Below are 23,756 nucleotides of genomic sequence, written 5' to 3' on the forward strand. Positions count from 1 at the left end.
TACGCGTCAAGTCAGTAAGCTCGTGTCGCTTCGCCATCCAGCCAATGGGTGCAGCGCAACGCTTCGCCATTTTCCTGACCCGTGAGGGCGGCGACCGTTTGCCAGCCCTGCCCGCGAAGTTGCGCGGCGCGACTTTCGTCATGGTGCAGGGGCAGGAAGAGCCGCTGAGGCGTTTCCGCGCCGAAACCCGCGTCGATGAGTGGATCGGGGTAGAGCGAGAAACCGATCGCCGGTTCTTCCGAGCCGTCCGCGCGGGTAATGGCGTAACTGCCGCCCCGGCCAATCTCTCCGATGAAGCCTTCCGCGAAGATCGAGAAGCCGAACCAGTTCTGATATTCAAAGCCGTGGCGTTCGGTGGGATCGAGGGTCAGCGTGATGTCCCAGCCGATCGGCTTGGCGACGGCGCGCAGGCCCGCGATTCGGCTGTCGATTGCGCCGCCGAGCTGGGCATTTAGCGCTTCGAGCTTCTCCATCGCGGGGTGGAAGGGGCCGGTCGCCTCCATCAGGGGCAGATAGGCGGCGGCGGCCGGGCTGATCGCGGCGAGCGCGCCAGCATCCTTGGCGTCGAGTTCGGCGCGAACGGCTTCGATGTCTTCGGGAGCGAGCGGGAGCGGTCCAGCGGCGAGGCTGTCGATCAGGTCGGGCAGCGTGAAATCGATGGTGATGCCGGTGACGCCGGCGGCCTGGAGCGCCTCGATTGCGACATTCACGATCTCGACGGCGGCGGCGACGCTGTCGCTGCCGATGAGTTCGGCGCCGACTTGCAGCCGTTCGCGTTCGGGGCGGAGCTGGTTGGCTTTCAGGCGGATCACGGGGCCGCCATAGGACAGGCGTAGCGGGCGCGGCGCGCTGGCGAGACGGGTCGCCGCAATGCGGCCGACCTGCGCGGTCATGTCGGGACGAAGGGCGAGGCTGCGCTGCGACACTGGATCGACGGCGCGGACGAGATCCTGCGCACGCATGGATTTGAGGCGGCTGACCAGTGTTTCTTCAAATTCGGCGAGCGGCGGCATGACCCGCTCATAACCGTGCGACGCGACCGTATCGAGCACGCGGCGCGCGAGGCGCGCGGAGGCTTCGGCCTGCGGCGGCAGGCGGTCGGACAGTCCTTCGGGCAGGAGGCCGGGGGGAATGCTCATCTTAAGCCCTCCCCCCTCGGGGGGAGGGTTGGGAGAGGGGGACTGCGCGCAACGCTTGTGCAATCACACCCAGCACGCCTTCAATATTGCCAATCACATCCGGGTTGCCGAAACGAAGCACGCGATATCCTAGCGATTCCAGAAATTCTGTTCGCCGTGCGTCATAGCGATCTTTGGCCGAATGTGTATCCCCATCGATTTCTATGATGAGCTTTGCCGCTTTGGAGGCGAAATCCGCAATGTAGGGCGCGACGATCGTCTGGCGGGTGAATTGCTGATTTTCGAAGCGGTTGGCGCGGAGGGCGAGCCAGAGCTTTTGTTCGGCGGGCGTGGGGTTGGCGCGCATTTGTCTCGCGCGCTCCTTGAGCTTTGGGTCGAGTCGCACCGTTGCTCCCCCTCTCCCAAACCCTCCCCCCTAGGGGGGAGGGCTTTTCAGGGTTACGCGAAGCGGAGGAGCTTCACCGTCTTGACGCCTGCGAGGTTGCAGATAGCCTTCAGCACATCGTCATTGACCGCGCCATCGACCGACAGCAGCAGCACGGCTTCACCGCCCTGGCTGCGGCGGCCGAGGTGGAAGGTGCCGATGTTGACGCCTGCTTCGCCCAGCGTCGAGCCGAGACGGCCGATGAAGCCGGGCGCGTCCTGGTTGACGATGTAGAGCATATGGCCTTCGAGGTCGGCTTCGACCTTGATGCCGAACAGCTCCACAAGGCGCGGGCTGCCGTGGCCGAACAGCGTGCCAGCGACCGACTTGTCGCCGCCTTCCGTCTTTACCGTCACGCGAACGAGGGTCTGGTAGTCACCCTCGCGGTCATGACGCACTTCGCGCACGTCGAGGCCGCGTTCCTTCGCAAGGAAGGGCGCGTTGACCATGTTCACCGTGTCCGAATAGACGCGCATCAGGCCTGCGAGGACCGCTGCGGTGATCGGCTTCTGGTTGAGTTCGGCAGCATGGCCTTCGACCTCGACCGAAACGCCCTGGATGCGGTCGCCTTCGAGCTGGCCGACGAGGCTGCCCAGTTCTTCGGCCAGCGCCATATAGGGCTTGAGCTTGGGGGCTTCTTCAGCGGACAGGCTCGGCACGTTCAGGGCGTTGGTGATGCCGCCGTCGAGCAGATAGTCGCTGAGCTGTTCGGCCACCTGCAACGCGACATTGACCTGCGCTTCGTCGGTCGAGGCGCCGAGGTGCGGCGTGCAGATGAAGTTGGGGGTGCCGAACAGCGGCGATTCCTTCGCCGGTTCCTGGACGAACACGTCGAGCGCGGCGCCAGCGACATGGCCCGAATCCATCGCTTCCTTGAGCGCGGCTTCATCGACCAGACCACCACGCGCGCAGTTGATGATGCGCACGCCCTTCTTGGTCTTGGCGAGATTTTCCTTGCTCAGGATATTGCGGGTCTGGTCGGTCAGCGGCGTGTGCAGCGTGATGAAGTCAGCCTTCGCCAGCAGCGTGTCGAGGTCAGCCTTTTCCACGCCCATTTCGACGGCGCGTTCCGGGGTGAGGAAGGGATCGAAGGCGACGACCTTCATCTTCAGACCAAGCGCGCGGCTGGCGACGATCGAGCCGATATTGCCCGCGCCGATCAGGCCCAGCGTCTTGCCGGTGACTTCCACGCCCATGAAGCCGTTCTTGGGCCACAAGCCCTGCTGCGTCTGGGCGTTGGCTTCGGGCAGTTGGCGGGCGAGCGCGAACATGAGGGCGATGGCATGTTCGGCGGTGGTAATCGAGTTGCCGAACGGGGTGTTCATGACGACCACGCCCTTGGCCGATGCGGCGGGGATATCGACATTGTCGACGCCGATGCCTGCGCGGCCGATGACCTTGAGGTTGGGCGCGGCGTCCAGGATTTCCTTGGTCACCTTGGTCGAGCTGCGGATGGCGAGGCCGTCATATTGGCCGATGATCGCCTTCAACTCTTCCGGGGTTTTGCCGGTGATTACGTCGACTTCTAGGCCACGTTCACGGAAGATCGCGGCGGCGCGGGGGTCCATCTTGTCGGAAATGAGTACCTTGGGCATGGCGAATTGCCTTTCTTGCGATGCGTCATCCTGACGAAAGTCAGGATCTCAGGCGGTGACGTCGTACCTTGAGGCCTGAGATCCCAGCTTTCGCTAGGATGACGGGGTATATGGGAGAGGTTTGTTAGGCAGCCTTAGCGGTCGCGTAGGCCCAGTCGAGCCACGGGCCGAGTGCTTCGATATCGGCGGTCTCTACCGTCGCGCCGCACCAGATGCGCAGGCCAGCCGGGGCGTCGCGGTAACCCGCGACGTCATAGGCGGCGCCTTCCTTTTCGAGCAGGCCAGCCATGCTCTTGATCAGAGCTTCGTCCGCGCCTTCGACCGTCAGGCAGACACTGGTGGTCGAGCGGGTCGCCGGATCGGCGGCGAGATGGCCAAGCCAGCTGCGCTCCTCGACGATCTTGTTCAGCGCGGCCGCATTGGCGTTGCTGCGCGCGATGAGGCCGTTGAGGCCGCCGAGCGACTTGCCCCATTCGAGCGCGAAGATCGCATCTTCGACCGCCAGCATGGAGGGGGTGTTGATCGTCTCACCCTTGAAAATGCCTTCGGCCAGCTTGCCCTTCGCCATCAGGCGGAAGACCTTCGGCAGCGGCCATCCGGGCGTGTGGTTTTCCAGACGCTCGACGGCGCGGGGGCCGAGGATCAGCACGCCATGGCCGCCCTCGCCGCCCAGCACCTTCTGCCAGGAGAAGGTGGCGACGTCGATCTTGGTCCAGTCGATCTCGTAAGCGAAGACCGCGCTGGTGGCGTCGGCGAAGGTCAGGCCTTCGCGGTCGGCGGGGATCCAGTCAGCGTTCGGCACGCGCACGCCGGAGGTGGTGCCGTTCCAGGTGAACAGCACGTCATGGGCGAAGTTCACACCGTTCAGGTCAGGCAGCTGACCATAGTCGGCGCGGATGATCGTGGGATCGAGCTTCAGCTGCTTGGCGGCGTCCGTCACCCAGCCTTCACCGAAGCTTTCCCAAGCGAGCGTCGTCACCGGGCGGGCGCCCAGCATGGTCCACATCGCCATTTCAAAGGCGCCGGTGTCGGAACCAGGGACGATGCCAATGCGGTGCGTGTCGGGCAGTTGAAGAAGCTCGCGCATCAGGTCGATGCAATAAGCGAGGCGGGTCTTGCCGATCTTGGCGCGGTGCGAGCGGCCGAGGGATTCAGCGCTCAGCTTGTCGGCGCTCCAGCCCGGAGGCTTGGCGCAGGGACCGGAAGAGAAATAGGGGCGTGCCGGCTTGGTGGCGGGCTTGGCCGCGACGGGCGCAATGGTGGCGTCGGCGGCAGTCGTATCAGTCATGTACGCTTCTCCTTGCAGAGAGCTCGCGCGGCGTTGGGACCGCGTGGCCCGATCGCCGCCCTAAAGATCGCGGGCGAAGAGTCAAGCGGCCAATGAGTCCAGCCGACGGGCTGGATGCGGTGAACCGATGCCTTCGTTAACCCACAAACGCGCAGAGCATGGTAAATGGATAGGCATGAAAGAGCGGGTTTGGGGGACAGCGGTGAAGCGCCGCGCGGGTCAGGCTACCCTGCTGGCGCTATGTGTGGCGTTGGCGTCGTGCGGTGGCGATCTGGTGCCGCGCGGTCGGGTCGAACGTCCGTCCAAACCGGTGAAGCGCGCGCGCCCTGCTGCCCCGCCGCCTATGGAATTGCGCCAGTGCCTGGTGAAGCTGCAATCGCAATCGGTGCTGTTCCAGCCCCTGCCCGACCAGAATTTCGGCGGCGGCTGTTCGGCGATGGGCAGCGTCAAGCTGCTCGACATCGGCGTGCCTGCGACCAATTTGGGGGCGATGACATGCGCGCTTGCCGCCAACTTCGCCGCCTGGGCGCGCTATGGCGTGCAGCCCGCCGCGCGGCTGATACTGGGCGCGGAGATCGGGAAGATCGAGACGTTCGGCACTTATAATTGCCGCCCGATCGCTGGCAGCGGCAAGCTGTCCGAACATGCGCACAGCAATGCGGTCGATGTGTCCGCCTTTGTCCTGTCGGACGGGCGGCGGATCACGATCGAGCAGGGATGGAATGGCGACCGGCAGACGCGGCAGTTTCTGGAAGTGGTGCGGGCAAGTGCCTGCAAGCGGTTCCGCACGGTGCTGAGCCCCGAATATAATGTCGCGCACCGCGATCATTTTCATTTCGATATGGGAGGAAGAGGTGGCTTTTGCCGCTGAGATTCCTAAGTTGGGTTGAATGACAAGAAAAGAAATCGAAGAACGTAAATTCCGTCCCGCCCGGCAAGAAGCCGTCGATGCCCAGAAGAGTGTAGGCACCCCGCAAACCACCAGCGCCGCCTACCGCCTGGCTTTTCAGGATACGGAGTTCCTGCTGCGCGAGGATTTGCGGCCGGTGCGGTTTCAATTGGAACTGTTGAAGCCGCAACTGTTGATGGACGAAGCGAGGATCGAATCCACTTTCGTCTTTTATGGATCGGCTCGCATCCCGGAGCCAAGCCAAGTGCAGGCGCGGATCGACGCCGCCACGACGCCCGACCAGCGGCGGATCGCGGAGAATCTGGGGAAGAAGGCGCGCTATTATGAAGAAGCGCGCAAGCTAGCGGGGATGGCGGCGCAATATCCGGTGAATGAGGCGGGATGCCGCCACTTCGTGGTGTGTTCGGGCGGCGGCCCTTCGATCATGGAAGCGGCCAATCGCGGCGCGGCGGATGTGGGCGCGCAGACGATCGGGATGAACATCGTGCTGCCGCATGAGCAGGCGCCCAATCGTTTCGTGACGCCGGAGCTGAGCTTCCAATTCCACTATTTCGCGCTCAGGAAGATGCATTTCCTGTTGCGGGCGCGGGCATTGGCTGTGTTTCCGGGCGGGTTCGGTACTTTTGACGAAATGTTTGAACTGCTGACGTTGATCCAGACCGGGAAGATGAAGCCCATCCCGATATTGCTGTTCGGGCGGGAGTTTTGGACACGGGTCGTGGATTTCGAAGCGCTGGCGGATGAGGGGGTGATTTCGCCTTCGGACCTGAATTTGCTGACCTGGGTCGAGACGGCCGAGGATGCGTGGGAGGCTGTGCAGACTTTTTATCAGGATAGTGAAGGGCCGGGGTGCTGATGCTTGTCCTCTCTCCTTTAGGGGAGAGGATGTGGAGACTTGGTGCGACGCGCCTAGTCGGAGCTGGAGAGGGGGCGAGAGATGACGCCTAGCCCCTTCCCCCTCATCCAACTTCGCCTAAGGCCTTTCGGGCCAAGGCTTCGTATCCTTCTCCCCGTGGGGGAGAAGGGTTAGATGTTGCCTCTTGGGGTTGTGAAGACTAGGGCGCGGCCATGCGTGCCGAGCTTGATCATGTCGATTGCTGGATCTTCGATCTGGACAATACGCTGTACCCGGCGAAGGCGGACCTGTTTGCGCTGATCGACGTGAAGATGGGCGAGTTCATCCAGGGGCTGCTGGGCTGTGACCCGGACGTCGCGAAGGCCACGCAGAAGCGCTACTTCATCGAGCATGGCACGACGCTGTCGGGGCTGATGCATCATCATGGCATCGAGCCGCGCGCTTTCCTGGACTATGTGCATGATATTTCCATGGATCGGCTAGAGGTAGATGAGGCGCTGAATGCGCATATCACCTCCCTGCCCGGCCGCCGCCTGATCTTCACCAATGGCGATGCGGATTATGCGCAACGTGTGCTGGACAAGCTGGGTCTTGGGCAGACATTCGAGCTGATCCACGACATCCATGCCTGCCAATATATTCCGAAGCCCGATCCGTCGGGCTATGCCGAGCTGTGCCGTGTCCATGGCGTCGATCCTACCCGCGCCGCTTTCTTCGAGGATATGGCCCGCAACCTGCGCCCTGCCAAGGCGATCGGCATGTCCACCATCTGGGTGAATAATGGCTCCGAAGCGGGCAATCACGAGCATCATCCGGACTTTATCGATTTCGAAACCGACCATCTAACGCCATTTTTGGCCGACATTCTGGGGACAAGACCATGAGCCAAGATCTGATCGCCACCATCGACGCCGCCTGGGAGGACCGGGCCAATGTCAGCCTGACGACGCAGGGCGAAGTCCGTCAGGCGGTCGACAAGGCGCTGGCGCTGCTGGACAAGGGCGAACTGCGCGTTGCTGAACCCACGGCGGAGGGCTGGCAGGTTAATCAGTGGGCGAAGAAGGCGGTTCTTCTGTCCTTCCGCCTCAACGACAATGTCATGATCGACAATGGTCCGGGCGCTGGCCATTGGTGGGACAAGGTGCCGAGCAAGTTTGCGGGCTGGGACGAAGGGGCGTTTCGCGCCGCCGGTTTCCGTGCGGTGCCGGGCAGTTTCGCCCGTGCGGGTTCGCATATCGCGAAGAATGTCATCCTGATGCCGAGCTTCGTCAATATCGGCGCATTTGTCGATGAAGGCACGATGGTCGACACCTGGGTGACGGTGGGCAGCTGCGCGCAGATCGGCAAGAATGTCCACCTGTCGGGCGGCGTTGGCATTGGCGGCGTGCTGGAGCCGTTGCAGGCCGATCCGGTGATCATCGAGGATGACTGCTTCATCGGCGCGCGGTCGGAAGTCGTGGAAGGCGTGCGCATCGGCAAGGGTTCGGTGCTGTCGATGGGCGTGTTCATCGGCATGTCGACCAAGATCGTGGACCGCTCGACCGGCGAAGTGTTCATCGGTGAAGTGCCGCCCTATTCGGTGGTCGTGCCGGGGTCCTTGCCGGGTAAGCCGCTGCCTGACGGCACGCCAGGGCCGAGCCTTTATTGCGCGGTGATCGTGAAGCGCGTGGATGCGCAGACGCGGTCGAAGACCGGGATCAATGAGTTGTTGCGGGATTAAGCGACACTACTCCCCTCCCGCAGGCGGGAGGGGCCGGGGGGTGGGCCGCGATTGCGCCAGCAATCGTGCCGCCCTCTTGGATAGGGCGCCGGCTCGCTGCGCCCGCACCCACCCCTTCCCCCTCCCTGAAGGGAGGGGCTTATAAGATGGGCGCCGGTCGCCTACATTCCCCCGATGCCGCCATCCACACCTGACAACACCCCCCTTCCGCCCGTCTGGACCACGCTGCGGCGGTTTCTTCCTTATCTCTGGCCTTCCGACGCCCCGGCGCTGCGGCGGCGCGTGTCCATTGCCATGCTGCTGGTGGTATGCGCCAAGGTCATCAGCCTGGCCATGCCCTTCGCCTACAAGGCCGCGATCGACCGCATGGCGCCGGGTCTGGAACCGGGCGTAGCGCTCGCCGTCGCCCTGGTCGTCGCCTATGCGGGCGCGCGGTTTGGGAGCGTGCTGTTCGACAATCTGCGCAACGCCGTGTTCGAGCGGGTTGGGCAGGAGGCCGGGCGGCGGCTGTCCGATGATGTGTTCGAGCATCTGCACCGGCTGTCGCTGCGCTTTCACCTTGATCGGCGCACGGGCGCAGTCACCAAGATCGTGGAGCGCGGGACCAAGAGCATCGACACGATGCTGTATTTCCTGCTGTTCAACATTGCGCCGACGGTGCTGGAACTGGCAGCGGTCTGCGTCATCTTCTTCGTCAAGTTCGGGCCGGGCCTCGTCGTCGCGACATTGGCGATGGTTGGCCTCTACATCTGGTTTACCCGCACCATCACCGAATGGCGCAATCAGTTGCGCCGCGACATGGTGGACATGGATACCAACGCGGTCGCCCATGCGGTGGACAGCCTGCTGAATTTCGAGACGGTCAAATATTTCGGCGCGGAAAGTCGTGAGGCGGCGCGCTATTCCAGGGCGATGCGGCGTTATGCCGATGCCGCCGTCAAATCGGAAAACAGCCTTGCCTGGCTGAATATCGGCCAATCGCTGATCACCAACCTGATGATGGCGGGCGCGATGGGTTATACAGTGTGGGGATGGAGCAAGGGCAGCTTCACCACCGGCGACGTGGTGCTGGTTAACACATTACTTAGCCAACTATTCAGGCCGCTCGATCTGCTGGGCATGGTTTACCGGACGATCCGGCAGGGCGTGATCGACATGGAGGCGATGTACAAGCTGATCGATACGGAGGCGGAAATTGCCGATGCGCCTAACGCCCCAGCGCTGCACGTCCACGCGGGCGAAGTACGCTTCGATCATGTGCGCTTCGGCTATGATCCCGATCGCGAGATATTGCATGATGTGAGCTTTGCCGTGCCAGCCGGACGGACATTGGCGATCGTCGGGCCTTCGGGTGCGGGCAAGTCCACCATCGCGCGTACGCTGTTCCGTTTCTACGACATTCAGGGTGGCCGCATCCTGATCGACGGACAGGACATTGCGCAGGTTACGCAGGCATCCCTGCGCGCGGCGATCGGCATCGTGCCGCAGGACATGGTGCTGTTCAACGACACGGTCGGCTATAATATCGGCTATGGCCGGGCAGGCGCGACGCAGGCGGAAATCGAGGCAGCGGCCAAGGCGGCCTCGATCCATGATTTCATCATGCGGCTGCCGCAGGGCTATGACACGCGGGTGGGCGAGCGCGGGCTGAAGCTGTCCGGTGGCGAGAAGCAGCGCGTGGCGATTGCCCGCACGCTGCTGAAGGACCCGCCCGTTCTGGTGCTGGACGAGGCGACAAGCGCGCTCGACAGCCGGACGGAGACGGAAATCCAGGACGTGTTGCGCAATATTTCCCGCAAGCGAACGACGTTGGTCGTGGCGCATCGCCTGTCGACGGTGGTGGACGCAGATGAGATCATCGTGCTGGATCAGGGACGGATCGTGGAACGCGGACGCCATGCTGATCTGGTGCGGGCCGACGGCCTCTATGCCGCGATGTGGACGCGCCAGGCGACAGAGCGAGAGGAGATGCCCTCAGAGCCGGTGATCGATGACGGCATCGCTGTCAGGGAAGCCTCGATGAGGATGGGTTGAGAATGCGGCAGATGACGGACGCCGGGCGCGGCTGGCGACTGGCGCCATGGGCGGCGATCGCGATCATCTTGATGGTGCCGCTGGTCGCAATGCAATTTACCGATGAGGTGCGTTGGACCGGCCATGACTTTCTTGCGGCGGGCATGCTGCTGGTCAGCGCCGTGCTGATCTATCAGTTCGGTGCGCGGCTAATTACCGGGCGCCGGCGGCGGTTGTTATGGGCCGGTGCCATCTTCATCCTGGCCATGTTGCTATGGGCGGAAGGTGCCGTGGGCATCTTTTCCTAAGGCTAGGCAAGCGGCCCCGGTTCGGAACGCGAGGCCGCTTGCCTTCCAGCTATCAACGGTTGGTGACGGTCGTTGTCGTCTTTTCGACAACCGTGGCACGCGCGGGCGCGGAAGTCGTCTTGCGGACGATCTTGCGCTTGACCGGCGCGGCCTTGCGGACGGTTGTCACAGGCGCGCTTTTCACGGTTTCGGTAGTAACGGTGGTGGCGGCCGGGGCGGTCGCAGCGGCGGCGCGCGCGGCCCTTGCGTCAGCAGCAGCGGAAGCAGTCGCCCGTTCTGCGGCCTCGGCGCGCGCATTGGCGGCGGCAGCGTCCTGCTGCGCGGCGGCGGCGGTGGAGGCCTGAACCTCTGCATCGGTCTTGACGCTCACCTGGCTCTGGCCGATGGCGGTGTCGGCAAAGCCCTGCGCCTCGACGGCGGCCTTGATGGCGTCCTGTTCCTTGCCGCTCTTCAGCCGTTCTTGGGCGAGGCGAAGCGAGGTCTGAGCTTTGGCGAGAACGGCCGGATCGAACTGGCCTGCCTGCAGCTTGGCGGCGGCGTCGATCTTGCCCTGCGCCTGCGCGATGGCCGTGAGCGCCTGTTCTTCGTCGCCTGCGAGCGCGGGACCGCTCGCGAGGAAAAGCGCCGAAGCGGCGGCAAGAGCGCGTAGGGAGTAGCCGGATTTACGCATATTCTCTCCTGAGACTGTTGAGAGCCGGGTAACGTGCCGGAATGAACCGGGTTCCGGATGCGCGGTTGCTGGAGAGAGACGGGCTGCCGTCAGTCTGGCAGAAAAGGGGCGGCGACTTCGGCCGGCACGCGCAGGATGCGGCCGCTGTCCTTGTCGATGATCGCCCAGGTGGATGTGGCGCTGACCTTGACCTTGCCGTCCGGGCCGATGAACTCCATGTGCCGGTCGAAGCGCGCGCCACGCGGCGCTTCCGCTATCCAGGTGCGGGCGGTGACCGTCTCCCCCTCCGATACATTGCCGCGATAGTCGATCTCGTGCCGCGTCACGACCCAGAGATAGGCGTCGAGATGTTCCGGCGCGGCATCGCGCGTCCAATGTTCGGTCGCGACCTGTTCCATCCACTGCACCCAGACCGCGTTGTTCACATGGCCGAGCATGTCGATATGCTCCGGGCCTGCGGTGATCTGGGCGGTGTAGGTGGAGGACATTATATTGATGCTCCGTTGCTGGCTCGCTGCGCTCGCACCCTCCCCCGACCCCTCCCTTAAAAGGGAGGGGAGAGATTATTGGCTATTGAGATACGCCAAGCTGCCAGAGGATGAAGGCAAATTCCTCGGCGGTTTCCTGAAGGCTTTCGAAGCGGCCGGATTTACCGCCATGGCCCGCGCCCATGTTGGTTTTGAGCAGCAGAACATTCTGGTCGGTTTTGGTCGCGCGCAGCTTCGCCACCCACTTGGCCGGTTCCCAATAGGTGACGCGGGGGTCGTTGAGACCGGCTGTAACCATCAGCGGCGGATAGGATTGCGCCCTCACATTATTGTAGGGGTCGTAGGACAGGATCGTCTCGAACGCCGCCTTGTCCTCGATAGGGTTGCCCCATTCGGGCCATTCGCCGGGCGTCAGCGGCAGGCTTTCATCGAGCATGGTGTTGAGGACATCGACGAAGGGGACATGTGCGACGACGGCGCCCCAGAGGTCGGGATCGGAATTGATCACCGCCCCCATCAACTCGCCGCCCGCCGAGCCGCCGGAAATGCTGATCCGGCCCTTTGACGTGTAGCCGTGCTCGATCAGTCCCTTCGCCACATCGACGAAGTCATTGAAGGTGTTGGTGCGCTTGTCGAGCTTTCCGTCCAGATACCATTGCTGGCCAAGGTCATCGCCGCCCCGGATATGGGCGAGAGCGAACACAAAGCCCCGGTCGAGCAGCGACAGGCGGCTGGTTGAAAAACCCGGTTCCATCGCGATGCCATACGCGCCGTAGCCATAGAGGTGGAGCGGCGCGCTGCCGTCGCGGGGGTGGTCCTTGGGATAGACGATGGAGACCGGGATCGGCGTGCCGTCACGCGCGGGGATGGTCAGCCGTTCGGTTGCGTAGCGGGTCGCGTCGTAGCCCGAGGGGATTTCCTGGACCTTCAGAACCTCCATCTCGCCGGTGGCGAGGTGGTAGTCATAGATGGTGTCCGGCGTGACCATGGATTCATAGCCGATGCGCAGCTTCGTCACGTCATATTCGGGATTGTCGTCGAGCGAGGCGGAATAGCTCGCCTCCGGGAAGGAAAGCCGCTTGGCCGAGTGGGTCGCGTAATCGCGCAGTTCGATCTGGTCGAGCCCGTCCTGCCGCCCTTCGGTGACGTAGAAGTTTTTGAACAGGGTGAAATCGGTCAGGTAGAAATGCGGATCGGCGGCGATCACTTCCGACCAGTTATCCGGAGCATTCAGCGAGGCTTTTACCAGCCGGAAGTTGGGATGGGTGTCGTTGGTGCGGATGTAGAGCGTGTCCTCATGCTCATCGACATCATATTCGCGGCCGGGCTTGCGCGCGGAAACGAGCAGCGGCTGAGCCAAGGGATTGTCGGCGGGCAGCAACCAGCTTTCGGTGGTGACATGGTCGCCTGTGGCGATGACGATCCATTTTTCCGAGGAGGTGAGGCCGACCGACACGCGGAAGCCCTCATCATCCTCATGGAAAAGCTCGACATCGCTATCCACCGGCTGGCCCAGCCAGTGGAGCCGCGCATTGTCAGTGCGCCATTGGTCGTTGGCAATGCCGTAGAGGAGGCCCTTGCTGTCACTGGTCCAGACAAGGGATGAGAGCGTATCGGGGATGACTTCGGGCAGGATTTCGCCGGTGAACAGGTCCTTGATCCGCGCCTCGAACCGTTCCGACCCATTATTGTCGATGGCGTAGGCGAGGTAGCGGCCGTCCGGGCTAACCGACAGCGCGCCGAGGCGGAAATATTCATGGCCTTCCGCCAGTGACGGCTCATCCAGGATCAGTTGGTCATCGCCGCCAGCGACCGGGCGGCGATACCATTTGCGATATTGCGCGCCGGTTTCGAACGCCCGCCAATAGACATAGTCGCCGTCTTTTTGCGGAACGGAGCTGTCATCTTCCTTGATGCGGCCCTTCATCTCCGCAAAGAGCGCGTCGGTCAGCCGCTTGTGCGGCTCCATCGCCTTTTCGAAAAAGGCGTTTTCCGCCTCAAGATAGGACAGGACATCCTTGTCCTTCACGTCCGGATAACCCGGATCGCGCAGCCATGCCCAGGGATCTTCCACTGTGATGCCGTGGCGGGCGAAGCTGTGCGGGCGGCGGGCGGCGGAAGGAGGCGTGCTGTCGGCGGTCATTCAGTATCCTGATTCTCGTATAGGAGGCGCGCTGGCATAAGCGGCTGGGCCTGCTTATGTTGGCGGCAGCCTGCCCTGCGCAAGGGTTCTCGATCAAGGAAATGCGATGTCGACCTATGAAGACCGTCTGAAAGCCCTGCGCGAACAGCTGGTGCGCGAGCGGCTGGACGGTTTTGTCGTGCCGCTGACCGATGAGCATATGAGCGAATATGTCGGCGAATATGCGCAGCGCCTCGCCTGGCTGACGGGCTTTCAGGGGTCAGCGGGGAGCGCGGTGGTGCTTCGGCAAGAAGCGACGATTTTCGTCGATGGCCGCTATACCTTGCAAGTGCGCGAGCAGGTCGATGCCGCGCACTGGCAATATGAAAGCGTGCCGCAGACCTCCGTCGCAGCATGGCTGGGCGTTCATGCTCCCGAGGGCGGGCGCATCGGCTATGATCCCTGGCTGCACACCCGCGCATGGGTGAAGGCGGCGGGCGAAACGCTGGCAGAACGCGGGACGGAGCTGGTGGCGGTGGAAACCAATCCGGTGGATGCCGTCTGGCCCGACCGCCCTGCCCCCAGCGATGCGCGGCTGGTGATCCATGAGGATCGCTATGCCGGGCAGAGCGCCGCGGACAAGCGGCAGGCAATGGCCGACTGGCTGACGGCGAAGAAGGCGGACGCGGTGGTGCTGTCGGCGCTGGATTCCATCGCCTGGACCTTCAACATCCGGGGCAAGGATGTGTCCCGCACGCCTGTCGCGCTGGCCTATGCCATCGTGCATGCCGATGCGACGGCGGACCTCTATGTCGCGCCCGAAAAGATTGACGAAGTGGTCGTGCAGCATCTGGGCAATGCAGTGCGGGTGCATCCGCGCGCGGACTTTGCGGGGGCGCTGGGAGGGTTTGCAGGCAAGACGGTGGCAGCGGACCCCGAGCGGGCGGTGGCGGCGATCTTCGAAGCGCTGGACGCGGGCGGGGCAACGATATTGTCGCTCCGCGATCCGGCCGTGCTGCCCAAGGCGATCAAGAACCCGGTGGAGATCGCCGGGCATAAGGCGGCGCAGGCACGCGACGGAGCTGCCCTGTCGCGTTTCCTGCACTGGATTGCCGTCGAAACGCCCAAGGGTGGCGTAGATGAGTTGACGGCCGCCGGCCGACTGGAGGCGTTCCGCAAGGAGACCGGGCTGCTGGAGGATCTGTCCTTCGACACGATCAGCGGTGCCGGTCCCAATGGCGCGGTGGTGCATTACCGGGTCGAGGAAAAGACCAATCGGTCGATCGAGCCGGGGTCCTTCTATCTGGTCGATTCGGGCGGCCAGTATCGCGACGGCACCACCGATGTGACGCGGACGATCGCGATCGGCACGCCGACGGAAGAGATGAAGCGGCGCTTCACGCTGGTGCTGAAGGGGCATATCGCGCTTGGCCGGGCGCTGTTTCCGGCGGGGACGCGCGGGAGCCAGCTGGATGTTCTGGCGCGCCAGTTTCTTTGGGCGGAAGGGCTCGACTATGCCCATGGCACGGGGCATGGCGTCGGCAGCTTTCTATCGGTGCATGAAGGGCCGCAGCGCATCGCCACAGCCGGAGGTGGCGACGAACCGCTGCAACCGGGCATGATCCTGTCCAACGAGCCGGGCTATTACAAGACGAGCGAATATGGCATCCGCATCGAAAATCTGGTGCTGGTCGAAGGGCGCGGTGTGCCCGGAGCCGAGCGGGATATGCTGGGCTTTGAAACGCTGACCTTCGCGCCGATCGATCGCAATGCCATCGCGGTGGAATTACTGACGGCGGACGAACGGGCGTGGGTTGATGCCTATCATGCCAAGGTGGTCGAGATTGTCGGGCCGCAGCTGGATGGTGACGCGCTGGAATGGTTGAAACAGGCCTGCGCGCCCTTGTGACGGCGTCGCACCCTTATTCGTCGGCCTGATCTTTCTGGTTGGCTGGCGACGGCGTGGCGCGACCAGCCTCCTCCCGCGCCTGCGCCTTGCGGCGGCGCAAATTGTCGCGCAGCGCCTGCGCCAGCCGTGCCTTGCGATCGTCCTGTCCACTGGTCATCGCCGCGCCATAAGCAAATTGGGGCATCGGCCGCAACCCGCCTTGACAAGCAGGACGCGCGCGGCCATAGGCCCGGCTCCGCAGCCCGAAAGGGTTTGCGGGATGGTGAAAGTGCTGCCGTAGCTCAGTGGTAGAGCGCATCCTTGGTAAGGCTGAGGTCGCGAGTTCAATCCTCGCCGGCAGCACCATTTCCCGACAGGCTGGAGCAGTCATGCTCGCCTATTTTCCTATTTTTGATTATTGTTACGTAATTTAATCCATATTATTTCGCCTGCGGGGAATCGGGAAATCCGGGGGGAATTTTAGGTGCGCGAGCAACAAGCCGTTGCGCACGAGGTCTTGACGTTTCTTCAACGTCAAAGCCTCGCGCCTACGCCGCAAAATTATGCAATGGGCTACGTGCTGAAAAGCGGCACGAACGAGCCGCTGTCGAAAGCCGTCAACGATGCCACGGATGGCGGCATCAGGATGAGTCAGCAGCAGGCGGACGACATCTTCGTGCGCTGTCTCGGCAGCTTTGGCGGTCAAGGTACAGCCCATAACGCCGACGCCCTGAGAAACCAGACCCGGCATCAACTCCTGCGGCTGGCCGAAGTCGCCAACAGCGCGGCGGAACGGACCGGAGATTTCAACCGGGACCTCAACATCGGTTATGAAAAGCTGGCGGACAAGGACGTCGCTGGCGTGGGCCTTGTCATTTCCGACATGATCGAACGTTCCTTGCGGGCCGAGCAGGATCTCGCCGCAGCAGCAAGGGAGGTGGAGGTCCTAAGGCAGGAACTCGACACCGCGCGCCATGACGCGAACCTTGATGCGTTGACCGGTCTGTTTAATCGGCGGGCGCTGGAAACGGCGATGGACCAGCTGAAAAGCGCGAAACGCTCCTTCGCCGTCGCGATCTGCGACGTCGATCATTTCAAGCGCGTCAACGACCAATATGGCCACTCGGTCGGCGACCGGGTGCTGAAGATGGTCGCAACTTCCCTGGTCGAAAGCTGTGGTGGCCAACTGGTGGGCCGCTGGGGCGGCGAGGAATTTCTGGTGGTAATGAAGGGATTGGCGCCAGAACAGGCCGTGGAGTTGCTGGACACGGCCCGGCGCGACCTCGGCCAACGGGCTTTCAGGCTGCGTGACACCGATGAGCCGATGGGCGCCATCACCTTTTCGGCGGGCGTCGCGCTGGTCAACGAAGGTGCGGATTGGGCAGGCGCGCTCAACGATGCCGACGCAGCGCTATACCGGGCCAAGGCGCAGGGGCGGAACATGATCCTGATGGGATGACGGGCGGTCCTGCCGCGTTCCCGGCTTTTCCTGGAGCATGGCAGACACAGGTCATGGCAGCGGCTTTGGCAGCCAACTCAAATCCCGCGCGAGTGTACGGGGCGGTACGCCGCTGAGTTTGCGCAGGGCCGGAATGTCGAGCAGTTCGATCATGTGGCCGTCCCGCAGGATGAGTCCCTTGTCCTCCAGCGTGCGGAAGACGCGGTTCACATGGACGGCGGTAAGGCCGATGACGTCGCCAATCTGTTCCTGCGTCAGCGGATGTTCGAAGCGCGGCCCGGTGCCCGGCTGAACCACGTTCAGGCGGCCATGCAGGTGAACCAGAAAGTCGGCGAGGCGGGATTCGGCCGAAGTGCGGCCGATCGAGCATAGCCGGTCCATCAGCATGACGCGTTCCTGCTGCACGCTGAGGAACATGAGGGCCGCCATGTGCGGCGCGCGGGTGAAAAGGCCGCCAAAGGCCGACAGGCTGATCGTGCGCAGCTTGACGGGCGTGAGCGCCGTCAAAGTCTCCGCCGCCCGGTCGAGCGCCATGCTGGGCGTGCCCAGAATGTCGCCGGGCAAATGCACCTTCAATATCTGCCGCCCGCCATCGGCCAGCGTCATGCTGCTGATCGCCCAGCCTTCCAGCAGCATATAGATTGACTGGGGGGTATCCCCTTCCCGCCGTATCGTCCGGTTGCGCGCGATCTGCTGAACCGGGCCTGCGAGGCTGGAGAAAATTTCGAGTTCCGCCGGGCTTGGCGACCGAAATTCAGCCAATCGGGCCGTCGAAAAAGCTGGCGGGGAAGAGTCATCGAAAATTGCGCGCACGGAACCTCGGATCGGATCGTTCCGGCCGCTCTAGCAAAGCGCGCGTCTGCCCTCTTTAAAGTGGAGCAAGAAGCGTAAGATTCAGCGGTTGAGGGTCAGTCCGACCCACAATGTACGTGGCGCGCCGAGGTCCTCCGACACCCCCGTGCCGGTGGTGACGCGGCGGGTGACGACATCTTCATCGAACAGATTTTCGCCGCGCAGGATCAGTTGGACGCCGTGACCGATCGGCAAGCGAGCGACGGCGTCGGCCGTCACCGCGCCCGGCAGGCGATCGGCATGAAGATCGTCTTCATACTGGGCGGAGACATAACGCAGGGTGGCCGACAGGCTAGATCCGCGCCGGGGCTGCCAGGCCAATGTCGTGCTGGCGGCGTGGCGGGGCGTCTGGGCAGGGGAAAGGCCGTCGAACAGGCTGCCCGGCGCATGAACGACGCTGTAGCTGTAGGCATAGGAGGCGGACAGGAAGATCGGGCCCATCTGGCCGACAGCGGTCAGTTCGACCCCCTTGGCCACGATGGCATCGACATTTTCCCTTCGGCGCAGATTGGTGTCGATCGTGAGGTTGGCGATGGCATCGTCCAGCCGGTTATAGAAGGCGGTTGCCGACAAGGTCATGCCTTTGACGGGGCTGACATCGATCCCGGCCTCGATCCCCTTCAGCTTCTCGGGCACCAGAGCGTCGTTGGCCTGCGTCGTGACCGGAAAGACGACGAAAGGCCGGTAAAGCTCATTCAGCGTCGGCAAGCGGAAGCCGGTATACGCCGCGCCTCGCACGGCAATCCCCTCCCCGGCATGCCATAGTACCCCAGCCCGGCCCGACATCTGCCAGTCGGAGCGATTCTTAAAATCCCGGTCTGTCGCGCCAGCACCCGCCGCGCGGAAGAAGCCGTCGGATATCGTCCAACGGTCGGCTCGGACCCCTCCCGTCAGGACAAGGCGACCCAGCGTCCAGTCATCTTCGGCGAACATGCCCGTGGTGAGTTGCTGCCCCCCCGCATGGCGGCGCGCGGTGACCAACCCGGTGGTGGCGCTGTAGGCATCCTCGAACATGTCGCCACTGGCAAAGCGGCTGTCCACGCCGATGCGCAGCAGATGATCCGAACCAACCGGCGGACGCAGTTCGACTTTGCCACCAAGACCAGTGGAAGGCGTGTTCCGCTGATCCAGCGTCTTGCGGAAAGGCGGATTGGAGGAAATCACGATGTTTGCAAAGTTGCGCGCCTGAACATAGGCAAGGGCGTCGACCTGCCACCGGCCCCGCGACACGTAACGGATGCTTGCATCCTGTCCTTCGCTCACACTGTCCGCGCCACGAAAGCGAAGCGTCCGATCGTCGTGGAACAATATCGTGCGGAATTGCAGTTCCTGGCTGGCGGAAACCGGAACCACGGCGCGCAGATTGGCCGACCAACTGTCATAGGCGGCAGGGACCGTCGCTGACACGCGCTGGTCCGATGGCGTGGTTTGGAAGCCATCTCCTCTGTCCCAACGGCCGGAGAGGGAGACGAAGCCGCCGCCAAGATCAGGCGTGAGGCTGGCCGACAGTTCCGTTGCATCGCGGCTGCCGTAAAGGGCGCTGGCGGTCAGCATGGGCAATTGTTCGCGTGTGGCGCTTGCCAGTTCGATGGTCCCTGCGACCGCGCTCGATCCGAAAGCGCCGACACCGCCCCCACGCGTCACCCGTGCGCCGGAAAGCCGATCCGGCACCAGCGCGCTGAAAGGGATGTAGCCGAAAAACGGGTCGGCCATCGGCACGCCGTCCAGCAGCACCAGCGTGCGGCTGGACGCGTTACCGCCCAAGGCGCGCAAGCTCGCCCCCTGGGCCGAGGGGTTTGCCGACCGGCTGTCCGACCGGCGAAACTGCTGGAACCCGGATACGTCGGTCAGGATGCTTTCGATCCTGCCGGACGCACTGTTTAGCAGGCGTTGCCGTTCGATCTCCACCGACCCATAGGCAGGCGTGCCGGGCGGAAGGGGCAAGCCCGCTCCGGTGATGACGATGCGTGCCTGCGCATTGTCAGATGCCGCCGGTTGGGCGAGCGCGGCAGAGGACAGCAATGCAGGCAATAGGCAAAGGGGCGCGGCTTTCATGGCGCCGCTGATAGCGGTGCGCCCTGCCCCTGACAACGACGCCGCCCGCCGTGCGGCGTCAGGCCAGCGCCGACCCTTCCCGCCCCGCCAGCAGCTTGTCGATGGTGAGCGGATAGGCGCGCAGGCGGATTCCCGTGGCGTTATAGATGGCATTGGCAACCGCTGCGCCAGCACCGCAGATGCCGAGTTCGCCCACGCCCTTGGCCTTCATCGGAGAGGATTTGTCGTCCAGTTCATCAAGGAAAAGCACATCCTGCTCGGGAATATCGGCATGCACGGGGACCACATATTCGGCCATGTCATGATTGACGAAGAAGCCAAATCGCGTGTCGACATGCAGCTCCTCCATCAATGCCGCGCCAACACCCATCGTCATGGCGCCGATGACCTGGCTGCGGGCCGATTTTGGATTGAGGATGCGGCCCGCCGCGAACGCCCCGCCCATTCGCCTGACCCGTACTTCGGCCGTGTCGATGTCTACCCCGACTTCGCAGAAATGCGCTCCGAAGGTCGCCTGCGCATAGTCTTTGGTCAATTTGCCGAAGGTGATCCGATCCTCCGCCCACAGGCCGCCCTCTTCCGCGAGACTGCCGATGGGCTGCGACTGATTGCCAAATCGCACCAGCCCGTCTTCGAAAATGACGTCGTCCGCCGGGAAGCCAGCCTTGGCGGCCAGCTTGGCTCGCAAAGCAACGCAGGCAGCATAAAGTCCTGCGGTTGCGCTGTTCGCGCCGAACTGGCCACCCGATCCGGCCGATATGGGGAAGCGACTGTCGCCCAGACGCACCGTAACCGCCTCGATGGGGACCCCCAGCATTTCCGCGGCCGTCTGCGCGAGGATGGTGTAGCTGCCGGTGCCGATGTCCGTCATGTCGGTTTCCACGACGACATGGCCGCGCCGGTCCACGCCCACGCGCGCGCCGGAGGGCGCGACGAGATTGTTGCGGAAAGCGGCGGCTACACCCATGCCGATCAGCCAACGGCCGTCCCGAACCTGCCCGGGCTTTGGATGACGCTTTTCCCATCCGAAGCGTTCCGCGCCCTGACGCAGGCATTCGATGAACTTGCGGCTGGAAAAGGGGCGCTGCGGCCCTGCTTCCGGATCATATTGCACATCGTTGCGGATGCGCAGCTCGACCGGGTCGATGTCGCAGGCTTCGGCCAGTTCGTCCATCGCGACTTCCAGCGCCAGCAGGCCCACGGCTTCGCCCGGAGCCCGCATCGCATTGGCTTCGGGCAGGTCCAGTACCGCCAGCCGGTGCGCGGTCAGCCGATTGGCACCGCGATAAAGCAGCCGCGTCTGTTGCGCCGCGACCTCCGGACCACCGCCCGGCAAATCGCCGGACCAGACTTCATGGGCGATCGCGTCGATGACGCCCTCCTTGTCCGCACCGATGCGAATACGCTGAATGGTCGCGGCGCGGTGGGTGGTGTTGTTGGGCACCTGCGGCCGGGCGAGGGCCACCTTGACCGGCCGACCCGCCATCCGTGCGCCCAGAGCCGCCAGCAATGCGTCGGCGCGCAGGAACAGCTTCGCGCCAAAGCCACCGCCGATATAGGGGGAGACGACCCGGACGTTTTCCTTCGGAATCTTCAGCGTGGCCGCCATGTCCTCGACGGTCCAGGCGACCATCTGGTTGGATGTCCACAAGGTCAGCTGATCGCCATTCCATGCAGCCGTAGTCGCATGGGGTTCCATCATCGCATGGCTTTGGTCGGGCGTTGTGTAGCTCTGGTCTATCTTTACCGCCGCGCTGGCGAAACCCGCGTCGAAATCCCCCGCGCGCGTGTCGGCCGGGCCGCCAAACCCCTCTTCCGGCACGATGGCATTCCCGCGTTCGGTAGCGAGATCGTAACGCCCTTTTTCCGGGCTGTAATCGATGCGCAGCAGCCTGGCGGCGTCGCGGGCATTTTCGAACGTATCGGCGACGATCAAAGCCACTGCCTGATCATAATGTTCGATCACGGGTCCGCCCAGCAGATGAGCGGTGTTCCTCCCGCCCTTCGCGAGCGGCCCGGCATTTTGATGCGTGACGATGGCCAGAACGCCCGGTGCCGCTTGAGCGGCACGCAGGTCCATCGCGTCGATCTTGCCCTTCGCGATTGCCGATCCGACAATCCAGCCATAGGCGGCATGGGGCGCGGCATCGTGCCGTTCATAGGCGTAGGGCGCGGTGCCGGTAACCTTTGCCGCCCCGTCGATGCGATCATGCGCAATCCCGACTACGCGGCCGCGATCGATGGGGTTTGTCGTAGCGGGCTTGTCGAACTTCATAGCCGCGCCTCCTTCTGGCGGAAGAGGGATGCCAGCGTTCTGGCGGTCAGTTGCTGCTTGAACGCGTTTTGATCGGTGGGCCGGGCGCCTGCCAATGCGGCTTCAGCGACCGCAGCCGGACCAGCCTTAGCCGCCGCATCAGCCGCCGCGACGCGCCATGGCTTGGGCGCGATACCGCCAAAAGCGAAGCGGGCGCCGCCATCCCCGTCGAACACTGCCGCCACGGAAACAAGGGCAAAGGCATAGGAATGGCGATCCCGCACCTTGCGATAGACATGGGTCCCGCCAATCGGCCGGGGCAATGTCACCGACGTTATGAGTTCGCCCGGTTGCAGCGCATGTTCGACATGTGGCGTATCCCCCGGCAGCAGGTGAAAATTCGCTATGGGAATGGAGCGGCGCGTCCCGTCCGGGGCCACCGTATCCACCGTCGCATCCAGCACGCGCATCGCCACGGCCATGTCGGAAGGATGCTGCGCGATGCAGGCGTCGCTGGTGCCGATGATCGCCAGACTGCGGCTGATCCCCTTCAATGCTCCACATCCGCTGCCCGGTTTCCTTTTGTTGCAGGGCATGCGTATGTCGTAAAAATAGGGGCAGCGGGTGCGCTGGAGCAGGTTTCCGGCAGTCGTTGCCTTGTTGCGCAATTGGCCCGATGCGCCCGCAAGCAGCGCACGGCTGAGCACTGCATAGTCGCGCCGAACCATTTTGTCCGCCGCAAGTGCCGTGTTGCGGACCATCGCCCCGATCCGTAAGCCGCCCTCGGCCGTCCGCTCGATCCGATCGAGGCCGAGATGATTGACGTCGATCAGATGCGAGGGTGTTTCGATCTGGAGCTTCATGAGGTCGAGCAAATTGGTGCCGCCTGCGATGAAGCGCGCGCCTTTCGTATCCGCAGCGGCTTTCACGGCATCTTCGACGCTGTCGGCTCGGCTGTAGGTGAATGGCCTCATGCCTTGTCCTCCCCGGCGACATCACGAATGGCAGCGATGATGTTGGGATAGGCGGCGCAGCGGCAGATGTTACCGCTCATCCGCTCCCGCAATTCCGCGTCCGAGAAGGCGACCTGTTCCAGATTTTCCGTCACGTGGCTGGGAATACCCGCCTTGATCTCGCCCAGAACGGCTACGGCGGAACAGATTTGTCCGGGCGTGCAGTAACCGCATTGATATCCGTCATGCGTGATGAAGGCCCGCTGCATCGGATGAAGCTTTTCCGGCGTGCCGAGGCCCTCGATCGTGGTGACGGTTTCGCCTTCATGCATGACGGCCAGCGTGAGGCAGCTGTTGATCCGCTGACCCTCGACAATCACCGTGCAGGCGCCACACTGACCATGGTCGCAGCCCTTCTTGGTCCCGGTGAGGTGCAGATGCTCACGCAGGGCGTCCAGCAATGTCGTGCGCGGATCGAGTGGCAGATGCACCTGACGGCCGTTCACTGTAAGCTCTACGGTGGTCATGTGTCTTCCCTCGTTAGATTTAGGCACTCGCATGGCCCCGGTTGCCGCGTCCGCCACGACCGGAACCGCCATCACCGCGCCCCCGCCTTGCAACACGGCACGGCGAGTCAGATCATCTGGCGCCATATCGTCCTTCCTCCTGCCGTAGCCAATACGAAGCATATTCCCGGATGATCCGCCACGGTCAGAAAAGATGCAGCGTGGCCCAGATAAGGCGCGCACCTTCCGCAGCCAA

Annotated in this window: 21 protein-coding genes and 1 tRNA gene; 9 read left to right on the forward strand and 13 right to left on the reverse strand. The window is 63.5% G+C overall.

The window, feature by feature from the left end:
• Positions 1–11: 11 nt before the first annotated feature.
• From ACYU81_RS06445 to ACYU81_RS06460, 4 genes are all read right to left on the reverse strand, one after another.
• A complete protein-coding gene (locus ACYU81_RS06445; protein WP_460986906.1) occupies positions 12–1,139 on the reverse strand; it encodes an ATP phosphoribosyltransferase regulatory subunit in 1,128 nt (375 codons plus the stop codon).
• A 1-nt stretch (position 1,140) separates the two neighbouring features.
• Positions 1,141–1,485, reverse strand: coding sequence for an endonuclease domain-containing protein (locus ACYU81_RS06450; protein ID WP_460986907.1), 345 nt, complete (start codon positions 1,483–1,485; stop codon positions 1,141–1,143).
• A 92-nt stretch (positions 1,486–1,577) separates the two neighbouring features.
• Complete coding sequence (gene serA, locus ACYU81_RS06455; RefSeq protein ID WP_460986908.1) at positions 1,578–3,158, reverse strand: phosphoglycerate dehydrogenase; 1,581 nt, start codon at positions 3,156–3,158, stop codon at positions 1,578–1,580.
• Positions 3,159–3,282: 124 nt separating this feature from the next.
• Positions 3,283–4,446 carry a phosphoserine transaminase gene (locus ACYU81_RS06460; RefSeq protein WP_460986909.1) on the reverse strand — a complete coding sequence of 388 codons (1,164 nt, stop codon included), beginning with the start codon at positions 4,444–4,446 and terminating at the stop codon, positions 3,283–3,285.
• A 175-nt stretch (positions 4,447–4,621) separates the two neighbouring features.
• Between ACYU81_RS06460 and ACYU81_RS06465 the strand changes: the two genes are divergently transcribed.
• The 6 genes from ACYU81_RS06465 (at position 4,622) to ACYU81_RS06490 (ending at position 10,253) form a co-directional block, all read left to right on the forward strand.
• Positions 4,622–5,317: an extensin family protein gene (locus tag ACYU81_RS06465; RefSeq protein WP_460986910.1), complete on the forward strand. Its 696-nt coding sequence runs from the start codon at positions 4,622–4,624 to the stop codon at positions 5,315–5,317.
• 19 nt (positions 5,318–5,336) lie between these two features.
• Positions 5,337–6,212 carry an LOG family protein gene (locus tag ACYU81_RS06470; RefSeq protein WP_460986911.1) on the forward strand — a complete coding sequence of 292 codons (876 nt, stop codon included), beginning with the start codon at positions 5,337–5,339 and terminating at the stop codon, positions 6,210–6,212.
• 212 nt (positions 6,213–6,424) lie between these two features.
• Positions 6,425–7,096: a pyrimidine 5'-nucleotidase gene (locus tag ACYU81_RS06475; RefSeq protein ID WP_460986912.1), complete on the forward strand. Its 672-nt coding sequence runs from the start codon at positions 6,425–6,427 to the stop codon at positions 7,094–7,096.
• A complete protein-coding gene (gene dapD / locus ACYU81_RS06480; protein WP_460986913.1) occupies positions 7,093–7,932 on the forward strand; it encodes a 2,3,4,5-tetrahydropyridine-2,6-dicarboxylate N-succinyltransferase in 840 nt (279 codons plus the stop codon). The genes ACYU81_RS06475 and dapD overlap by 4 nt, the downstream gene beginning before the upstream one ends.
• 174 nt (positions 7,933–8,106) lie before the next feature.
• On the forward strand, positions 8,107–9,966 hold the full coding sequence (locus ACYU81_RS06485; protein WP_460986914.1) for an ABCB family ABC transporter ATP-binding protein/permease: 1,860 nt from the start codon (positions 8,107–8,109) through the stop codon (positions 9,964–9,966).
• Positions 9,967–9,968: 2 nt separating this feature from the next.
• Positions 9,969–10,253, forward strand: a complete 285-nt coding sequence (locus ACYU81_RS06490; RefSeq protein WP_460986915.1) for a hypothetical protein — start codon at positions 9,969–9,971, stop codon at positions 10,251–10,253.
• A gap of 52 nt (positions 10,254–10,305) precedes the next feature.
• Here ACYU81_RS06490 and ACYU81_RS06495 read toward each other — a convergent pair whose 3' ends face one another.
• The 3 genes from ACYU81_RS06495 to ACYU81_RS06505 form a co-directional block, all read right to left on the reverse strand.
• Positions 10,306–10,923 (reverse strand): hypothetical protein, encoded by a 618-nt coding sequence (locus ACYU81_RS06495; RefSeq protein ID WP_460986916.1) that lies wholly within the window; start codon positions 10,921–10,923, stop codon positions 10,306–10,308.
• Positions 10,924–11,012: 89 nt separating this feature from the next.
• Positions 11,013–11,411, reverse strand: coding sequence for an acyl-CoA thioesterase (locus ACYU81_RS06500; RefSeq protein ID WP_460986917.1), 399 nt, complete (start codon positions 11,409–11,411; stop codon positions 11,013–11,015).
• Positions 11,412–11,493: 82 nt separating this feature from the next.
• Positions 11,494–13,554, reverse strand: coding sequence for a S9 family peptidase (locus tag ACYU81_RS06505; RefSeq protein WP_460986918.1), 2,061 nt, complete (start codon positions 13,552–13,554; stop codon positions 11,494–11,496).
• A 106-nt stretch (positions 13,555–13,660) separates the two neighbouring features.
• Between ACYU81_RS06505 and ACYU81_RS06510 the strand changes: the two genes are divergently transcribed.
• A complete protein-coding gene (locus ACYU81_RS06510; protein WP_460986919.1) occupies positions 13,661–15,442 on the forward strand; it encodes an aminopeptidase P family protein in 1,782 nt (593 codons plus the stop codon).
• A 13-nt stretch (positions 15,443–15,455) separates the two neighbouring features.
• Here ACYU81_RS06510 and ACYU81_RS06515 read toward each other — a convergent pair whose 3' ends face one another.
• Complete coding sequence (locus ACYU81_RS06515; protein ID WP_449474368.1) at positions 15,456–15,626, reverse strand: hypothetical protein; 171 nt, start codon at positions 15,624–15,626, stop codon at positions 15,456–15,458.
• A gap of 86 nt (positions 15,627–15,712) precedes the next feature.
• Here ACYU81_RS06515 and ACYU81_RS06520 point away from each other — a divergent pair.
• Both ACYU81_RS06520 and ACYU81_RS06525 read left to right on the forward strand, forming a co-directional pair.
• Positions 15,713–15,787: transfer RNA gene (locus tag ACYU81_RS06520), tRNA-Thr, on the forward strand.
• Between the two features lie 151 nt (positions 15,788–15,938).
• The gene (locus ACYU81_RS06525; RefSeq protein ID WP_460986920.1) at positions 15,939–16,880 is read left to right on the forward strand and encodes a GGDEF domain-containing protein; all 942 of its coding nucleotides are present in this window, start codon (positions 15,939–15,941) and stop codon (positions 16,878–16,880) included.
• A 51-nt stretch (positions 16,881–16,931) separates the two neighbouring features.
• Here the strand turns inward: ACYU81_RS06525 and ACYU81_RS06530 are convergent, their stop codons facing one another.
• The 5 genes from ACYU81_RS06530 to paoA form a co-directional block, all read right to left on the reverse strand.
• Entirely contained in the window at positions 16,932–17,693 is a 762-nt protein-coding gene (locus ACYU81_RS06530; protein ID WP_460986921.1) for a Crp/Fnr family transcriptional regulator, read from the reverse strand.
• Between the two features lie 81 nt (positions 17,694–17,774).
• Positions 17,775–19,787 (reverse strand): TonB-dependent receptor plug domain-containing protein, encoded by a 2,013-nt coding sequence (locus tag ACYU81_RS06535; RefSeq protein WP_460986922.1) that lies wholly within the window; start codon positions 19,785–19,787, stop codon positions 17,775–17,777.
• 58 nt (positions 19,788–19,845) lie between these two features.
• A complete protein-coding gene (gene paoC / locus ACYU81_RS06540; RefSeq protein WP_460986923.1) occupies positions 19,846–22,062 on the reverse strand; it encodes an aldehyde oxidoreductase molybdenum-binding subunit PaoC in 2,217 nt (738 codons plus the stop codon).
• Positions 22,059–23,015, reverse strand: coding sequence for an FAD binding domain-containing protein (locus tag ACYU81_RS06545; RefSeq protein WP_460986924.1), 957 nt, complete (start codon positions 23,013–23,015; stop codon positions 22,059–22,061). The genes paoC and ACYU81_RS06545 overlap by 4 nt, the downstream gene beginning before the upstream one ends.
• Positions 23,012–23,647, reverse strand: a complete 636-nt coding sequence (gene paoA / locus ACYU81_RS06550; protein ID WP_460986925.1) for an aldehyde dehydrogenase iron-sulfur subunit PaoA — start codon at positions 23,645–23,647, stop codon at positions 23,012–23,014. Before paoA ends, ACYU81_RS06545 begins: the two co-directional genes overlap by 4 nt.
• Positions 23,648–23,756 lie beyond the last annotated feature (109 nt).

The sequence above is a fragment of the Sphingobium sp. TomTYG75 genome, assembly GCF_054771635.1.

Coding starts and splice junctions, on each gene's coding strand:
- ACYU81_RS06445 (WP_460986906.1), bottom strand. CDS start 1,139: ATGAGCATTCCCCCCGGCCTCCTGCCCGAAGGACTGTCCGACCGCCTG.
- ACYU81_RS06450 (WP_460986907.1), bottom strand. CDS start 1,485: ATGCGCGCCAACCCCACGCCCGCCGAACAAAAGCTCTGGCTCGCCCTC.
- serA (WP_460986908.1), bottom strand. CDS start 3,158: ATGCCCAAGGTACTCATTTCCGACAAGATGGACCCCCGCGCCGCCGCG.
- ACYU81_RS06460 (WP_460986909.1), bottom strand. CDS start 4,446: ATGACTGATACGACTGCCGCCGACGCCACCATTGCGCCCGTCGCGGCC.
- ACYU81_RS06465 (WP_460986910.1), top strand. CDS start 4,622: ATGAAAGAGCGGGTTTGGGGGACAGCGGTGAAGCGCCGCGCGGGTCAG.
- ACYU81_RS06470 (WP_460986911.1), top strand. CDS start 5,337: ATGACAAGAAAAGAAATCGAAGAACGTAAATTCCGTCCCGCCCGGCAA.
- ACYU81_RS06475 (WP_460986912.1), top strand. CDS start 6,425: ATGCGTGCCGAGCTTGATCATGTCGATTGCTGGATCTTCGATCTGGAC.
- dapD (WP_460986913.1), top strand. CDS start 7,093: ATGAGCCAAGATCTGATCGCCACCATCGACGCCGCCTGGGAGGACCGG.
- ACYU81_RS06485 (WP_460986914.1), top strand. CDS start 8,107: ATGCCGCCATCCACACCTGACAACACCCCCCTTCCGCCCGTCTGGACC.
- ACYU81_RS06490 (WP_460986915.1), top strand. CDS start 9,969: ATGCGGCAGATGACGGACGCCGGGCGCGGCTGGCGACTGGCGCCATGG.
- ACYU81_RS06495 (WP_460986916.1), bottom strand. CDS start 10,923: ATGCGTAAATCCGGCTACTCCCTACGCGCTCTTGCCGCCGCTTCGGCG.
- ACYU81_RS06500 (WP_460986917.1), bottom strand. CDS start 11,411: ATGTCCTCCACCTACACCGCCCAGATCACCGCAGGCCCGGAGCATATC.
- ACYU81_RS06505 (WP_460986918.1), bottom strand. CDS start 13,554: ATGACCGCCGACAGCACGCCTCCTTCCGCCGCCCGCCGCCCGCACAGC.
- ACYU81_RS06510 (WP_460986919.1), top strand. CDS start 13,661: ATGTCGACCTATGAAGACCGTCTGAAAGCCCTGCGCGAACAGCTGGTG.
- ACYU81_RS06515 (WP_449474368.1), bottom strand. CDS start 15,626: ATGCCCCAATTTGCTTATGGCGCGGCGATGACCAGTGGACAGGACGAT.
- ACYU81_RS06535 (WP_460986922.1), bottom strand. CDS start 19,787: ATGAAAGCCGCGCCCCTTTGCCTATTGCCTGCATTGCTGTCCTCTGCC.
- paoC (WP_460986923.1), bottom strand. CDS start 22,062: ATGAAGTTCGACAAGCCCGCTACGACAAACCCCATCGATCGCGGCCGC.
- ACYU81_RS06545 (WP_460986924.1), bottom strand. CDS start 23,015: ATGAGGCCATTCACCTACAGCCGAGCCGACAGCGTCGAAGATGCCGTG.
- paoA (WP_460986925.1), bottom strand. CDS start 23,647: ATGGCGCCAGATGATCTGACTCGCCGTGCCGTGTTGCAAGGCGGGGGC.